This window comes from Ectopseudomonas composti, from assembly GCF_001567565.1.
Classification (GTDB): Bacteria; Pseudomonadota; Gammaproteobacteria; order Pseudomonadales; family Pseudomonadaceae; genus Aquipseudomonas; species Aquipseudomonas composti_A.
On record NZ_LSSW01000022.1, the window covers coordinates 24,315 to 39,601 of the forward strand.

Below are 15,287 nucleotides of genomic sequence, written 5' to 3' on the forward strand. Positions count from 1 at the left end.
GTCGCTGAATTAGCCTGAATTATCTAGCAGGGGTCGTGGCACATGTGTGGCATCGTCGGTATCGTCGGTAAATCGAATGTCAATCAGGCGCTGTATGACGGGCTGACCGTCCTCCAGCACCGCGGCCAGGATGCTGCCGGTATTGTCACCAGCCATGATGGTCGCCTGTTCCTGCGCAAGGACAACGGCCTGGTGCGCGATGTCTTCCAGCAGCGCCACATGCAGCGCCTGGTCGGCCACATGGGCATCGGCCACGTGCGCTATCCGACGGCTGGCAGCTCCAGCTCGGCCGAGGCGCAGCCGTTCTACGTCAACTCGCCCTACGGCATCACCCTGGCGCACAACGGCAACCTGACCAACGTCGAGCAGTTGGCCAAGGAGATCTACGAGTCCGACCTGCGCCATGTGAACACCAACTCCGACTCGGAGGTGCTGCTCAACGTGTTTGCCCACGAGCTGGCCCAGCGCGGCAAGCTGCAGCCAACCGAGGAAGACGTGTTCGCCGCCGTCACCCACGTGCATGAGCGCTGTCTGGGTGGTTACGCCGTGGTGGCGATGATCACCGGCTACGGCATCGTCGGCTTCCGCGACCCCAACGGCATTCGCCCGATCGTATTCGGTCAGCGCCACACCGACGAGGGCGTGGAGTACATGATCGCGTCGGAAAGCGTGTCGCTGGACGTACTGGGCTTCACCCTGATTCGCGACCTGGCCCCGGGCGAGGCGGTCTACATCACCGAAGAAGGCAAGCTGTACACCCGCCAGTGTGCGACCGACCCGAAGTACGCGCCGTGCATCTTCGAGCACGTCTACCTGGCGCGCCCGGACTCGATCATGGACGGTATCTCGGTGTACAAGGCGCGTCTGCGCATGGGTGAGAAGCTGGCCGACAAGATCCTGCGCGAGCGTCCGGATCACGACATCGACGTGGTCATCCCGATTCCCGACACCAGCCGCACCGCAGCGCTGGAGCTGGCCAACCACCTCGGCGTGAAATTCCGCGAGGGGTTCGTCAAGAACCGCTACATCGGCCGTACCTTCATCATGCCTGGCCAGGCCGCGCGCAAGAAATCCGTGCGGCAGAAACTCAATGCCATCGAGCTGGAGTTCCGCGGCAAGAACGTGATGCTGGTGGACGACTCGATCGTGCGCGGCACCACCTGCAAGCAGATCATCCAGATGGCTCGCGAGGCGGGTGCGAAGAACGTCTACTTCTGCTCGGCCGCTCCGGCAGTGCGCTACCCGAACGTCTACGGCATCGACATGCCCAGCGCGCATGAGTTGATCGCGCACGGTCGGACCACCGAACAGGTCTGTGAGCTGATCGGTGCCGACTGGCTGGTCTATCAGGATCTGTCTGACCTGATCGAAGCGGTCAGCGGCAGCAAGAAGATCAAGATCGACAACTTCGACTGTGCCGTGTTCGACGGCAAGTACGTGACCGGTGACGTCGACGAGGCCTACCTGGACAGGATCGAGCAGGCGCGCAACGATGCCAGCAAGGCCAAGTCGCAGGCGGTCAGCGCGATCATCGATCTGTACAACAACTGATGCACGGGGGCAGGGGACGCCTGCCCTCGGTCGTAGCCCGGATGCAATCCGGGGGAATGTCACACTGAAGTTCCCGGATTGCGTCCGGGCTACTTATTCGTGAGGTAGAGAGATGACACTGGAATGGGAAGCGGGCCGGCTCGACAGCGATCTGGATGGCGTCGGCTTCGACACTCTGGCGGTTCGCGCCGGCCAGCGCCGGTCGCCGGAAGGGGAGCATGGCGAAGCCCTGTATCTGACGTCCAGTTATGTATTCCGCACGGCGGCTGATGCCGCCGCACGTTTTGCCGGTGAAGTGCCGGGCAACGTCTATTCGCGCTACACCAACCCCACCGTGCGCACGTTCGAGGAGCGCATCGCGGCACTGGAAGGCGCCGAACAGGCGGTGGCCACCGCTTCGGGCATGTCGGCGATCCTCGCCATCGTCATGAGCCTGTGCAGTGGCGGCGACCATGTGCTGGTGTCGCGCAGCGTATTTGGCTCGACCATCAGCCTGTTCGAGAAGTACCTCAAGCGTTTCGGCATCGCAGTCGATTATGTGCCGCTGGCCGATCTGCAGGCTTGGCAGGCTGCAGTCAAACCCAATACCAAGCTGCTGTTCGTCGAGTCGCCGTCCAATCCATTGGCCGAGTTGGTGGATATTGCTGCCCTGGCTGAAATAGCCCATGCGCAGGGTGCGTTGCTGGCGGTGGACAACTGCTTCTGCACGCCCGCGCTGCAACAGCCGTTGAAGCTCGGCGCCGACATCGTCATGCATTCGGCGACCAAGTACATCGATGGCCAGGGCCGCGGCCTGGGCGGAGTGGTAGCAGGTCGCAGCGAGCAGATGAAGGAAGTGGTCGGTTTCCTGCGGACCGCTGGGCCGACCCTGAGCCCGTTCAACGCCTGGATGTTCGTCAAGGGCCTGGAAACGCTGCGTATCCGCATGCGTGCGCAGAGCGAGAGCGCGCTGCAGTTGGCGCTGTGGCTGGAACAGCAGCCGCAGGTCGAGCGTGTCTACTACGCTGGCCTGCCCAGTCATCCGCAGCACGAACTGGCGAAGCAGCAGCAAAGCGCCTTTGGTGCGGTGGTCAGTTTCGAGGTCAAGGGCGGGCGTGAGGCGGCCTGGAAGGTCATCGATGGCACCCGTGTCATCTCGATCACCACCAATCTGGGCGATACCAAGACCACCATCGCTCACCCGGCCACCACATCGCATGGCCGGCTGACTCCGCAGGAGCGTGCCAATGCGGGGATCAGCGACAGCCTGATTCGCGTTGCCGTGGGCCTGGAGGAGCTGGAAGACCTCAAGGCGGATCTGGCGCGCGGCTTGGCTGCACTCTGAGCATGTTCGAGTGGGGTAACGACGACACGCCCAATAATGGGCGCGTTGCACTGGTCAGCGGCGCTGCACGTGGCATTGGTCTGGGCATCAGTGCCTGGCTGATCACCGAGGGCTGGCAGGTGGTGCTGGCTGACGTCGACCGTGAGCGTGGTTCCAGGGTGGCGCGTGCGCTGGGTGATAGTGCCTGGTTCGTGGCCATGGACGTGGCCAAGGAAGATCAGGTCAGTGTCGGAGTCGCCGAGGTGCTCGGTCAGTTCGGTCGTCTCGATGCGCTGGTATGCAATGCGGCGCTCTCCGATCCCCACACGGCACCGCTGGAGTCGCTCGATCTCAAGCGCTGGAACCGCATGCTGGCGGTCAACCTGACCGGCGCGATGCTGTTGGCCAAGCATTGCGCGCCTTACCTGCGCGGTCATCGCGGCGCCATCGTCAACATCGCCTCGACGCGTGCGAGTCAGTCCGAAGCCGATTGCGAGGCCTACGCCGCGAGCAAGGGCGGCCTGGTGGCGCTCACTCATGCCTTGGCGGTCAGCTTGGGGCCGGAGGTGCGGGTCAATTGCGTCAGCCCGGGCTGGATCGATGCCCGTGATCCGTCGCAGCAGCGCCTCGAGCCGCTGTCGGTGTTCGATCATGCACAGCACCCGGTCGGTCGTGTCGGTACCGTGGAGGATGTCGCGGCGCAGGTGGCCTGGTTGCTCTCCGATGCGGCCGGTTTCGTCACCGGCCAGGAGTTCGTCATCGATGGCGGCATGAGCCGCAAGATGATCTATCAGGATTGAGCGTGGCGGCTCGACACCGGCAGCTGCGGCTGCAGTTGCCATAAAGAAAAAGGCTCCCGAAGGAGCCTTTTTCATGCCGCGCCGAATTACATGTTGGGGTAGTTCGGGCCGCCAGTGCCTTCCGGGGCGATCCAGGTGATGTTCTGCGCCGGATCCTTGATGTCGCAGGTCTTGCAGTGCACGCAGTTCTGCGCGTTGATCTGGAACTTCTTCTCGCCGTCTTCCTGAGTCACCACCTCATACACGCCAGCCGGGCAGTAGCGCTGCGCCGGTTCGTCGTACAGTGGCAGGTTCTTCGCCAGCGGAATGCTCGGATCGGTGAGCTTCAGGTGGCAGGGCTGTTCTTCTTCGTGGTTGGTGTTGGAAAGGAACACCGAACTCAGTTTGTCGAAGCTCAGTTTACCGTCCGGTTTCGGGTAGGCGATCTTCGTGCACTCTGCGGCCGGCTTCAGGCAGGCGTAATCCGGCTTGTTGTCGTGCAGGGTGAAGGGCGCCTTGCCGCCGAAGATGTTCTGGTCCAGCCAGTTGATGCCGCCACCGACGATGGCGCCGTACTTGTGGATGGCTGCACCGAAGTTGCGGCTGCGGAACAGTTCGTCGTACAGCCAGCTGGCCTTGAAGCCATCGACGTAGTTGGTCAGTTCGTCGCCGCCTTCACGGCCGGCTGCCAGCGCTTCGGCGATGGCATCGGCGGCGAGCATGCCGGACTTCATCGCAGTGTGGCTGCCCTTGATCTTGGCGAAGTTCAGGGTGCCCAGGTCGCAACCGACCAGCGCGCCACCGGGGAAGACCATCTTCGGCAGCGAGTTCAGGCCGCCCTTGCAGATGGCGCGAGCACCGTAGGCAACGCGTTTGCCGCCTTCCAGGTACTGGGCAATCACCGGGTGGTGCTTGTAGCGCTGGAACTCGTCGAACGGCGAAAGATGCGGGTTGGCGTAGGACAGGTCGATGATCAGACCGACTACCACCTGGTTGTTCTCCAGGTGATAAAGGAAGGAGCCGCCGGTGTTCTCGGTGCCCATGATGTCCATCGGCCAACCGGCGGTGTGTACCACCAGACCCTGGTCGTGCTTGGCCGGATCGATGTCCCAGATTTCCTTGATGCCGATGCCGTAGTGCTGGGCATCGGCTTCGCTGTCGAGGTTGTACTTGTTGATCAGCTGCTTGCCGATATGGCCACGGCAGCCCTCGGCGAACAGGGTGTACTTGGCACGCAGTTCCATGCCGGGGGTGTAGTAGCCCTCTTTGGGATTGCCTTCGCGGTCGACACCCAGGTCGCCGGTGACGATGCCGCGCACTACGCCGTTCTCGTCGATCAGTGCTTCCTGAGCGGCGAAACCCGGGTAGATTTCCACGCCCAGATTTTCGGCTTGCTGGGCCAGCCAGCGGCACAGGTTGCCCAGGGAAATGATGTAATTGCCTTCGTTGTGCATGGTTTTCGGCACAAAGAAGTCACGAATTCGGGTAGCCTTGTCAGCGTCGCGCAGCAGATAGATGTCATCGCGCTTGACTGGGGTGTTCAGCGGGGCGCCAAGCTCTTTCCAGTTGGGGAAGAGTTCGTTCAGGGCGCGCGGCTCGAAGACCGCACCGGAGAGGATGTGAGCGCCAACTTCGGAGCCTTTCTCGACCACGCAGACGCTGATCTCCTGGCCCGCGTCAGCGGCTTTCTGCTTCAGTCGGCAGGCGGCGGACAGTCCGGACGGGCCGGCGCCGACGATGACGACGTCGAACTCCATAAATTCGCGTTCCACAGGCTATCTCCTACTCAAGGCTCTTCGATGTTTTATAGGGGGAGGGCGCGGCTCGCTCCCTAAGCACGGCGTGGGCATTATATCTACACCCTCTCAGCGGGCCAATACAAACGTTTGTTTGAATTTTCTGTAGGCCTGTTAGAATCGTACTACATCGCGGATGACCGGCCGGTTCGCTGTATTGACCGGGCCAGGCCGCGGGGTCAAGATACGGGCGGTTTTGCGCTCGCCGTCTGAGCTGAAAGGTTGGTTGCGGCCAATTTTGCATCACTGGCCAGGCTCGCCTGGGCGACATTCTTATTCACCGGAGAGTAACGAGGAATCCATGAAGGTTCTTGTAGCTGTCAAACGAGTGGTTGACTACAACGTCAAGGTTCGCGTCAAGGCGGACAACAGCGGCGTCGACCTCGCCAACGTCAAGATGTCCATGAACCCCTTCTGCGAAATCGCCGTGGAAGAAGCCGTACGCCTGAAGGAGAAGGGCGTGGCGAGCGAGATCGTTGTCGTCACCATCGGCCCGGCTACCGCTCAGGAGCAACTGCGCACCGCGCTGGCTCTGGGTGCCGACCGCGCCATTCTGGTCGAGTCCGCTGACGAGCTGAATTCCCTGGCCGTGGCCAAGCTGCTCAAGGCAGTGGTCGACAAGGAACAGCCGCAGCTGGTCATCATGGGCAAGCAGGCCATCGACAGCGACAACAACCAGACCGGCCAGATGCTGGGCGCCCTGACTGGCTTCGGCCAAGGCACCTTCGCTTCCAAGGTCGAGGTGGCCGGCGACAAGGTCAACGTCACCCGTGAGATCGATGGCGGTCTGCAGACCGTTGCGCTGAACCTGCCGGCGATTGTCACCACCGACCTGCGCCTGAACGAGCCGCGTTACGCGTCGCTGCCGAACATCATGAAGGCCAAGAAGAAGCCGCTGGAAACCGTTACCCCGGATGCTCTGGGCGTTTCCACCGCCTCCACCGTCAAGACCCTGAAAGTCGAAGCGCCGGCTGCCCGCAGCGCTGGCATCAAGGTCAAGTCCGTGGCTGAACTGGTCGAGAAACTGAAGAACGAGGCGAAGGTAATCTAAATGACTATCCTGGTTATCGCTGAACACACCAATGCCGCTCTGGCTGCCGCTACCCTGAACACCGTTGCTGCGGCGCAGAAGATCGGTGGCGACATTCACGTTCTGGTAGCCGGTGCCAATGCTGGCGCTGCGGCCGAAGCTGCTGCCAAGATCGCTGGCGTGGCCAAGGTTCTGGTTGCCGACAACGCTGCCTACGAGCACCAACTGCCGGAAAACGTCGCGCCGCTGGTAGCCGAGCTGGGCAAGAGCTACAGCCACATCCTGGCTGCTGCTACCAGCAACGGCAAGAACATCCTGCCGCGCGTCGCCGCTGCGCTGGATGTCGACCAGATCTCCGAGATCATCTCGGTCGAGAGCGCCGACACCTTCAAGCGTCCGATCTATGCCGGTAACGCCATCGCTACCGTGCAGTCCAGTGCTGCCATCAAGGTGATCACCGTACGTAGCACCGGTTTCGACGCCGCTGCTGCCGAAGGTGGCTCCGCTGCTGTCGAGGCTGTCTCCGGCCCGGCCGATGCCGGCAAGTCGTCCTTCGTCGGTGAAGAACTGGCCAAGTCCGATCGTCCGGAACTGACCGCTGCCAAGATCGTCGTTTCCGGCGGCCGTGGCATGGGCAATGGCGACAACTTCAAGCACCTTTATGCCCTGGCTGACAAGCTGGGCGCAGCTGTCGGCGCCTCCCGCGCTGCGGTCGACGCCGGCTTCGTACCGAACGACATGCAGGTCGGTCAGACCGGCAAGATCGTCGCGCCGCAGCTGTACATCGCCGTCGGTATTTCCGGCGCGATCCAGCACCTGGCCGGTATGAAGGACTCCAAGGTGATCGTTGCGATCAACAAGGACGAAGAGGCTCCGATCTTCCAGGTGGCAGACTACGGTCTGGTTGCTGACCTGTTCGAAGCCGTACCGGAGCTGGAAAAGCTGGTCTAAACCGCTTTCCCGCTGCAGAAAAACCCGCTCTGATGAGCGGGTTTTTTATTGCCTGCGAATCCGTCACTTCAGACCGTCGAGAAAACGGCGGTAGAGCCGGGCGCTTTCTTCGGGGCGTTCGAGCATCGGTGCGTGACCGACGTTATCCATGATCACCACGCTGGGCTTGGCCAGTAGCGGCTGCATGACGTCGATGCTCGATACATCCAGCACGCGATCCTGCCTGCCCCACAGCAGCAAGGTGGGTGCCTGGATCTTGGGCAGCTCGGGTTCGAGGGGAATGTAGCGTTCGACCAGTTGCTGGAAAACCTGATCGTAGTGCGCTGCGTTGGCCATGCTCTGCTCGGCCAAATACTGCTTGAGCGACTCCGGCAGATAGGGTGGCTCGACGAAGACGAACTGCAGCAGGCGCTGAAAGTCTTGCGGGCTGCGCACGACCAGCGGGTTGGCAGCGCCGCTCTCCAGCAGCTGGAACAGTTCGCTCTTGTGGGGGGCGTCGATGCCGGCATTGTCGAACAGGGCCAGCGAACTGACACGCTGCGGATAACGGGCCGCGTAGAGTGCGGCGATATGCCCGCCCATTGAATTGCCCAGCAGGTGGGCTTTGTCGATGCCCATCGCTTCGAGAATGCTGGCCAGGCGCTCGGCCTGGGTGCCGACGTCATAACTGCCGGCCGGATGGTCGCTGTCGCCGAAGCCTGGCAGATCGAGCGCGATCACCTGGTAGTCGTTGCTCAGGTGGCGGGAAAAGCGCAGCCAGTTATCCTTGTCTGCTGCAAAGCCATGGATCAGTACCAGGGTTTCGGCCGTGCTCGGTCCTCCCCGGTAGTAATGAATGTTAAGATCGCCGACACGTAGCTGCTCGTGGCTCAGGCCGGCGCGCTCCCGCTCCAGAAGGCGCAGGGCCGTGAGCTGAGTCGCGGGAGCGAAGTAAAGGATTGCGCTGCTGGTCAGTAGCAGCACCAGTAGCGAGAGCAGCAGTTTTTTCATGGCGCGTCCTTATCGCTAATTATTATGGCAGCGCCATTAAGCTAGCATGAACACAGAAGGTTTCCGGGGTGCTTCGTCATCCTGCCGATCAACGCATGAACCGAGAGTAGCCGATGCCTAAGCGTTGTCCGTTTAAGTCGTTGTTGCTGTGGGGCTCTTTGGTCCTGATGCCGGCGGTTGGCTTCGCCGCTGGTAAATGCGAGCGCCTGGTGGCGACCGGTAACCCGGAGTATCCGCCTTACCTGTGGCGTGACCCGCAGAACCCGCAGCAACTGATCGGGGCCAACGCCGACCTGCTCAAGCACCTGGCCAAGGAGCTTGGGGTTGTGATCGATGTGATTTACACCGGCCCCTGGTCAAGGGCGCAGGACGAAGTACGCACCGGCCGTGTCGATCTGCTCGCCGGCGCCTTTGTCACCCTGCCGCGTCTGGAGCACATGGATTACGTGCATCCGGCTTTCTTCTTCACCCCCAGCGTGGTCTGGGTGCGCAAGGACGAAGCCTTCCCCTATGGCAGCTGGATCGACTTGCAGGGGCACAAGGGCGATACCCTGGTGGGCAACAGCTTCGGTCAGCAGTTCGACAGTTTTGCCAAGGAAAACCTGACATTGGAGGGCGTTTCCAGCCTGACTCAGGCGTTCCAGAAGCTGCTGCTCGGCCGCACCGACTATGTGCTTTATGAGCACTATCCCGGCCTGGCGCTAGCCGAAACGCTGGGTATGGACGATGACCTCGAGGTGCTGGATCCGCCGATCTCGAGTGAAGGTCTCTACCTCACCCTGTCGCACAACTCGGCCTGCAACGAACCCTGGTTGCGCGGACAGCTCGCTCGCAAGATGACAGAAATGGTCTCCGCCGGCCTGCCTGAGCAACTCCTGCAAAGCAATCTCGAGCTTTGGAAGGCACAGCAGATGCAGCCCGACCCGGTTGGCGACGTCACTCAGTAGGAAATTTTCGTGATCAATCGAACCCTTCCCTTGCTGCTGGCGCTGGGCTTGACGGCCTGCGCCAGCGACCCCGCGCCTACCGAACAGCTGCGGCTGACCGAACAGGCCTTGGCGCAGACCAAGTCCCTTGGTGTGGTCAGCGAGCAATCCGAGTCATTGCACCAGGCTGAGGACAAGTTCGTGCAGGCCCAGGCCGCCATGCAGGACGATGAAAACAAGCAGGCGCGCCAGCTCGCCGAACAGGCCGAACTGGACGCGCGCCTGGCCGAGGCCGAGCACCTCAACGCCAAGGGGCGGGAGCAGTTGAACGAACTCAATCTGCGTATCGGCCGCCTGCGCCAGCAGCTGGGGGCCATGTGATGAAGGTTTTCGGTAACCTGGGCAGCCTGGCGCTGATCGGTGTCTTGCTCAGTGGTTGTGCGGCCAATCAGGTGGCGAGTGAGCAGGCGCTGGAAGAGGCGCGTCTGAGCTTCCAGTCGGTCAAGGAAGACCCCAGCGTCCTGCGTGCAGCGCCCAAGGACGTGATTCGCGCAGGCGAATCGCTGGCCCGTGCCGAGCGCCTGTCCAGCTACTGGGGCAGTGGCGACGATGTGCGTCATTACGCTTACCTCAGTCAGCGCTATGCCGCGATTGCCCGGCAGCACAGCGATATCAGTCTCAGTCAGGAGCGCGCGGCGAAGCTCGAGCTGGAGCGCCAGCGTCTGCAACTGACGTTGCGCGAGGCCAAGCTGATGAGCGTGCAGCAGCACAATGGTTGGTTGGAAGAACAGATGGTCAGTCTTGCCACCAGCGAGACCGAGCGCGGCCTGGTGATGACCCTGGGCGACATGCTGTTCGATGCCGGCCGCGCTGATCTGCAGCCGGCAGCCAACCGCACGGTGCTCAAGCTCGTGCAGTTCCTGCAGATCAACCCGCAGCGCCGGGTGCGGATCGAGGGCTACACCGACAACACTGGCGATGCTACCGAGAATCTCGAGCTGTCCCGCGCGCGGGCTCAGGCCGTGGCCGACCTGTTGGTCGACCTGGGCGTGGATGCCAAGCGTATTCAGGTGGCCGGTTACGGCGTCGACTTCCCTGTCGCGGAAAATGCGTCCGCCCGTGGCAGGGCGCAGAATCGGCGGGTGGAGATCGTCTTCTCCGACGAGCGAGGCCAGCTCGGCGCTGAACGCTGAATGTCCGCCGCATAAGAAGCCCCGGCATGGTCCGGGGCTTTTTTGTGCTCTGAATCGAGGGGCGATGGGGGCGGCGTGAGGACGTCGCCATCCGGCACAGTGCTGCGGGCGAAAAATTGTTTTATCTGTGCCGGTACAATTATGTAGCAATAGATTACTGTTATGGTTCAGTGAACCCGAGGACCCGGCCATGACCAATCTGTTGCTTTACCAACGCATCGCCCAACAGTTGGCCGAGGATATTCGTCGTGGTGTCTACCAGCCGGGTGAGCGGGTGCCCTCGGTGCGCAAGATGAGTGCGCAGCTCAACGTCAGCCACGCCACGGTGTTGCAGGCCTATGCCAATCTCGAAGACCAGGGCCTGATCCGCGCCCGGCCGCAGTCCGGTTTCTACGTGCATCAAACCCCCGCACTGACCGCGCCGACGCCGGATATCGCCAGGGTGGAGCGCCCGGGGCTGGTCACCCGCGCCAGCATCATCAACCAGGTGCTCACCGAGTCGCGTCGCGAGGGAGTATTTCCGCTGGGCGCTGCGGTGCCGCATGTCGACTACCTGCCGGTGCGTGCGCTGCACCAGCAGTTGGCCAAGGTCACCCGCTTTCACAGCCCGCGTGCGTTCAGCTACATGTTCAGCCCTGGTTTCGAGCCGCTGCGCCGCCAGGTGGCGATTCGCATGCGCGATGCCGGCGTGGTGGTCGATCCGTCCGAGGTGGTGATCACCCACGGCTGCGTCGATGCGCTGCAGATGAGCCTGCGCGTGCTGACCAAGCCGGGCGATCTGATCGCGGTGGAGTCGCCGACCTACTATGGCCTGCTGCAGTTGGCCGATCTGCTGGAACTCAAGGTCATCGAGATCCCCTGCGACCCGACTACCGGCATCAGCCTGGAGGCCCTGCAACTGGCGGCCAACCAGTGGCCGATCAAGGCCTTGGTACTGACGGCGCGGCTGTCCAACCCACTGGGCGGAACCATCCCCGAGGAGCGTCAGCGTCAGTTGCTGCGCCTGGCTGGCGATTACGATTTCCAGATCGTCGAGGACGATATCTACGGCGAGTTGATGTTCGAGCAGGGGCCGACCAAGTCGTTGAAGTCCCATGACCGCGACAGTCGGGTGATCTACTGCTCGAGTTTCTCCAAGACGCTGTCGCCGGGTGTGCGTATCGGCTGGATCGTCGCCGGCAAGTACCAGGACGAGATTCAGCGCCTGCAGACCTTTTCCACCCATTCGGCGTGCAGCGTTACCCAGATGGCGGTGGCGGCGTATCTGGAAAATGGTGGCTATGACCGCCACCTGCGGCATATCCGTCAGGAGTACCGCAAGAATCTCAGCGCGTTCCAGCTGGCGGTGCAGCAGTATTTCCCGGTCGGCACGCAGATGACCCGGCCCAAGGGCGGTTTCATCCTCTGGGTCAGCCTGCCGGCGCGGGTCAACACCAAGGATCTGCACGTTCGCGCCTTGCAGCAGGGCATTTCCATCGCACCGGGGCTGATCTTCAGCAATACCGAGCAGTTCAACCATTGTGTGCGGCTCAACTGCGGTATCCCCTGGAACCGTGAGGCCGAAAGGGCGCTGATGACCCTGGGCATGCTGGCCACGCAGTTGTGCCAGGAGACGGGCACTGCCTGGGAAGGCTGAGAAAAAAGCGTCGCGGTTTAACCCGCTTCGGCACAGGGTTGCGTCTACCTGAGCGAAGGTTTCGTACCATTGCTCAGGAGCTGCACCATGTTCGCTCATTGCCCGCTATTCGTTCGTCCGTTCGCCGCCGGTTTCTCGGCTGGTGCCTTGCTGCTGCTCGCCGCCTGCAGTGCCTCGGGTCCGGAACCTGAGGCCAAGACCAGCGTGTCGCCGGCGACCTCTCTGCTGCGTGAACGCGTGGCCGCGCCCGTAACTGCCGAGGCCAGTCACAAGCGCATGGCGTCGATGGCCTATGCCCCCGCGCCCATCGCCGACACCTTGCCGCCAGGCTACCGTGACGAGTCGCGCGAGCAGTACCAGGCCTATGCCGACAACCCGGTATTCGCCGTCGCCGAGACGCCGGTGTCCACCTTCAGCATCGACGTCGACACCGGCAGCTACGCCAATGTGCGGCGCTTCCTCAATGGCGGGCAGCTACCGCCGAAGGACGCCGTGCGCCTGGAAGAGTTGGTCAACTACTTCCCCTACGACTACCCGCTGCCGCAAGGTGATGTGCCCTTTGGTGTCAGCACCGAGTTGGCGGTGACGCCATGGAACCCGCAGACGCGCCTGCTGCGTATCGCCATCAAGGCGTCGGATCGCAGCGTCGAGGAGTTGCCGCCGGCCAACCTGGTGTTCCTGGTCGACGTGTCCGGTTCGATGCATCGTCGTGAAGGGCTGCCGATGGTGCAGGGCACCCTGAAGCTGCTGGTCGATCAATTGCGCGCGCAGGATCGCGTGTCGCTGGTCACCTATGCCGGTGACAGTCAGGTGGTGCTGGATTCCGCGCCCGGCAGCGACAAAGCGAAGATTCGTGCGGCCATCGATCAGCTCAGCGCCGGCGGTTCGACGGCGGGGGAGTCCGGCATTCAGCTGGCTTACCAGCAGGCGCGCAAGCATATGATCGACGGCGGCATCAATCGCATCCTGCTGGCCACCGATGGTGACTTCAATGTCGGCATCAGCGACTTCGACAGCCTCAAGCAACTGGCGGCCGACAAGCGCAAGAGCGGCGTCTCGCTGACCACCCTGGGTTTCGGCGTGGACAACTACAACGAACGCCTGATGGAGCAGTTGGCCGATGCCGGCAACGGCAACTACGCCTACATCGACAACCTGCGTGAGGCGCGCAAGGTGTTGGTCGATCAGCTCGGCTCGACCCTGGCCACGGTGGCCAGCGACGTGAAGCTGCAGCTGGAATTCAACCCGGCCGAGGTCAGCGAGTACCGTCTGCTGGGCTACGAGAACCGGGCGCTCAAGCGCGAGGACTTCAGCAACGACAAGGTCGATGCCGGTGACATTGGCGCCGGGCATACCGTCACCGCGCTCTACGAGATCGTCCCGGCTGGCGGCAAGGGCTGGCTGGAGCCGCTGCGCTATCAGGTGAGCGCTCAGCCCGCGCGCAAGAGCGGCGAACTGGCCTGGCTGCGGATTCGTTACAAGGCCCCGGGCGAGGCGGCCAGCCGTCTGCTGGAGCGGCCCATCGCGCGTGCTGAGGCCAAAGCGGTCGCGTCTGCCAGTGAGGACCTGCGCTTTGCGGCGGCGGTCGCGGCCTTCGCCCAGCAACTCAAGGACGGGCGCTACACCGGCGACTTCGACCTGGCGCAGAGCATCGAGCTGGCGCGCTCGGCCAAGGGCGAGGATCGCTTCGGGCTGCGTGGCGAGTTCATCCAACTGGCCGAAATCGCCCAGAGCCTGCACACTCCGCCTTCCACTCCCGCACGAGTTCAGCAGTGAACGCACCTTTCACGGATGACGACGCCGCCTTGCTGCGGCGTTACCGCCGCGGCGATGCCGCGGCCTTCAACCTGCTTTACCAGCGCCACCGACTGGGCCTGTTTCGCTTTCTGCTCGGCCTGTGCGGCGATCACGCCCTGGCCGAGGAAGTGTTCCAGGAGACCTGGATGAGCCTGGTACGCAGTCAGAGCGAGCAGCGCGAGGCGGTGCTGTTCAAGACCTGGCTGTACCAGATTGCGCGTAACCGCCTGATCGATCACTGGCGCAAGGCGGGCCGCCATCAGGCTGGGCATGACCCATACGATGAGGGCCTGCATGCCCAGGCCGACTCGCAACCGGGCCCCGAGCAGCACTGGAGCCTGAGTCGCGAGAGGGAGCGGCTGCAGGCGGCGCTGGCCGACCTGCCGGAAGATCAGCGCGAAGTGTTCCTGCTGCGCGCCCATGGCGACCTGGAATTGAACGAGATTGCCGAGTTGACCCGCACGCCGGCCGAGACGGTCAAGAGCCGTTTGCGCTATGCCCTGCAGAAGCTGCGCCGGCTGCTGGCCACCGAGGAGTTGTCCGCATGACCCATGAACGAGAACCACTGGATCACGAACAGGCGCTGCTGGCGCATTTCCGTGCCCATGGCAGCGGTGAGCCCTCGGCTGAGCTCGATGCACGCATTCTGGCGGCTGCCAGCGCGGCGGCCGGCAACGCGCATCGACCCGACAGCGCGGAAGCTGGTTGGGCGCAGCGTCTGCACCATTGGCTGTTCGGCAGTGGCCGTCAGCGCTGGTCGGTGGCCATAGCCGGGCTGGCCTGTGTCGGTATCGGCGTCAGCCTGACCTGGCGCACACTGGAGCAGACGCCAGATGCCTTCGATGCCGTGCCGCCCAGCGTGGTGATGAGCCCCGTTGCACCGGCGCCTGCGCCGATGGCAGCCAAGCGCGCTGCCGAGAGCGAATCGGTAGCGCGTATGGCCGCACCGCAGGCGCGCATGAGGAGTGAGGAAATGGCACGCTCGACGCCGCAGGCGGCGATGGCCGATGCTCCGATGGCCAGTGCTGCCGCGCTTGCGCCCATGGCCGAGCTGGTGATGCAGAGCGAGCCGCGCGAGGCGTTGCTACGGTTGCTGGAGCTGCGCAGGGCGGGCGAGCAGGAGCAGGCGCAGCGGCTGCTGGAGCAGCTCAAGGCCGATTATCCGCAATTGGATGTCGAGGCCGAACTCGCCCACCTGGCGGCCGAGCAGCCCGATGCAGGAAGCAAGAGGTAAAAGTCGTGTAAGTCGGCTTGTCAGGCGCGCCCAGGCGGAGGAGCATGGGCGCGTTACTGATCAAACTGCCTTAGTCCGATGATACGTAAAACCATTTTCCT

14 protein-coding genes are annotated in these 15,287 nt (G+C 63.0%); 12 read left to right on the forward strand and 2 right to left on the reverse strand.

Annotation, left to right across the window (positions count from 1 at the left end; genetic code table 11):
• Positions 1 to 42 precede the first annotated feature (42 nt).
• The 3 genes from purF (at position 43) to PCLY_RS09315 (ending at position 3,654) form a co-directional block, all read left to right on the forward strand.
• Positions 43 to 1,551, forward strand: coding sequence for an amidophosphoribosyltransferase (gene purF / locus PCLY_RS09305; protein WP_061239022.1), 1,509 nt, complete (start codon positions 43 to 45; stop codon positions 1,549 to 1,551).
• Between the two features lie 112 nt (positions 1,552 to 1,663).
• Positions 1,664 to 2,875 (forward strand): O-succinylhomoserine sulfhydrylase, encoded by a 1,212-nt coding sequence (locus PCLY_RS09310; RefSeq protein ID WP_061239023.1) that lies wholly within the window; start codon positions 1,664 to 1,666, stop codon positions 2,873 to 2,875.
• Between the two features lie 2 nt (positions 2,876 to 2,877).
• Positions 2,878 to 3,654 (forward strand): SDR family oxidoreductase, encoded by a 777-nt coding sequence (locus tag PCLY_RS09315; RefSeq protein WP_061239024.1) that lies wholly within the window; start codon positions 2,878 to 2,880, stop codon positions 3,652 to 3,654.
• Positions 3,655 to 3,740: 86 nt separating this feature from the next.
• Here the strand turns inward: PCLY_RS09315 and PCLY_RS09320 are convergent, their stop codons facing one another.
• A complete protein-coding gene (locus PCLY_RS09320; protein ID WP_061239025.1) occupies positions 3,741 to 5,405 on the reverse strand; it encodes an electron transfer flavoprotein-ubiquinone oxidoreductase in 1,665 nt (554 codons plus the stop codon).
• A gap of 325 nt (positions 5,406 to 5,730) precedes the next feature.
• Here PCLY_RS09320 and PCLY_RS09325 point away from each other — a divergent pair, with 325 nt between their 5' ends.
• Together PCLY_RS09325 and PCLY_RS09330 are read left to right on the forward strand one after the other, a co-directional pair.
• The gene (locus tag PCLY_RS09325) at positions 5,731 to 6,480 is read left to right on the forward strand and encodes an electron transfer flavoprotein subunit beta/FixA family protein (RefSeq protein WP_061239026.1); all 750 of its coding nucleotides are present in this window, start codon (positions 5,731 to 5,733) and stop codon (positions 6,478 to 6,480) included.
• The gene (locus PCLY_RS09330) at positions 6,481 to 7,410 is read left to right on the forward strand and encodes an electron transfer flavoprotein subunit alpha/FixB family protein (protein WP_061239027.1); all 930 of its coding nucleotides are present in this window, start codon (positions 6,481 to 6,483) and stop codon (positions 7,408 to 7,410) included. It begins immediately after the preceding gene.
• A 63-nt stretch (positions 7,411 to 7,473) separates the two neighbouring features.
• On the opposite strand, the gene PCLY_RS09335 is transcribed toward PCLY_RS09330, so the two are convergent.
• Complete coding sequence (locus PCLY_RS09335) at positions 7,474 to 8,400, reverse strand: alpha/beta fold hydrolase (RefSeq protein ID WP_061239028.1); 927 nt, start codon at positions 8,398 to 8,400, stop codon at positions 7,474 to 7,476.
• A gap of 113 nt (positions 8,401 to 8,513) precedes the next feature.
• On the opposite strand from PCLY_RS09335, the gene PCLY_RS09340 reads away from it, so the two are divergent.
• The 7 genes from PCLY_RS09340 (at position 8,514) to PCLY_RS09370 (ending at position 15,186) form a co-directional block, all read left to right on the forward strand.
• Positions 8,514 to 9,347, forward strand: a complete 834-nt coding sequence (locus PCLY_RS09340) for a substrate-binding periplasmic protein (RefSeq protein WP_061239029.1) — start codon at positions 8,514 to 8,516, stop codon at positions 9,345 to 9,347.
• A 9-nt stretch (positions 9,348 to 9,356) separates the two neighbouring features.
• Positions 9,357 to 9,707 carry a DUF4398 domain-containing protein gene (locus PCLY_RS09345; RefSeq protein WP_061239030.1) on the forward strand — a complete coding sequence of 117 codons (351 nt, stop codon included), beginning with the start codon at positions 9,357 to 9,359 and terminating at the stop codon, positions 9,705 to 9,707.
• Complete coding sequence (locus PCLY_RS09350) at positions 9,707 to 10,519, forward strand: OmpA family protein (protein ID WP_061239031.1); 813 nt, start codon at positions 9,707 to 9,709, stop codon at positions 10,517 to 10,519. Before PCLY_RS09345 ends, PCLY_RS09350 begins: the two co-directional genes overlap by 1 nt.
• Before the next feature lie 190 nt (positions 10,520 to 10,709).
• A complete protein-coding gene (locus tag PCLY_RS09355; protein WP_061239032.1) occupies positions 10,710 to 12,155 on the forward strand; it encodes an aminotransferase-like domain-containing protein in 1,446 nt (481 codons plus the stop codon).
• An 87-nt stretch (positions 12,156 to 12,242) separates the two neighbouring features.
• Positions 12,243 to 13,931 carry a vWA domain-containing protein gene (locus PCLY_RS09360; RefSeq protein ID WP_061239033.1) on the forward strand — a complete coding sequence of 563 codons (1,689 nt, stop codon included), beginning with the start codon at positions 12,243 to 12,245 and terminating at the stop codon, positions 13,929 to 13,931.
• Complete coding sequence (locus PCLY_RS09365; RefSeq protein ID WP_061239034.1) at positions 13,928 to 14,500, forward strand: RNA polymerase sigma factor; 573 nt, start codon at positions 13,928 to 13,930, stop codon at positions 14,498 to 14,500. Before PCLY_RS09360 ends, PCLY_RS09365 begins: the two co-directional genes overlap by 4 nt.
• Positions 14,497 to 15,186: a hypothetical protein gene (locus PCLY_RS09370; RefSeq protein WP_061239035.1), complete on the forward strand. Its 690-nt coding sequence runs from the start codon at positions 14,497 to 14,499 to the stop codon at positions 15,184 to 15,186. Before PCLY_RS09365 ends, PCLY_RS09370 begins: the two co-directional genes overlap by 4 nt.
• The last annotated feature ends 101 nt before the right edge of the window (positions 15,187 to 15,287 follow it).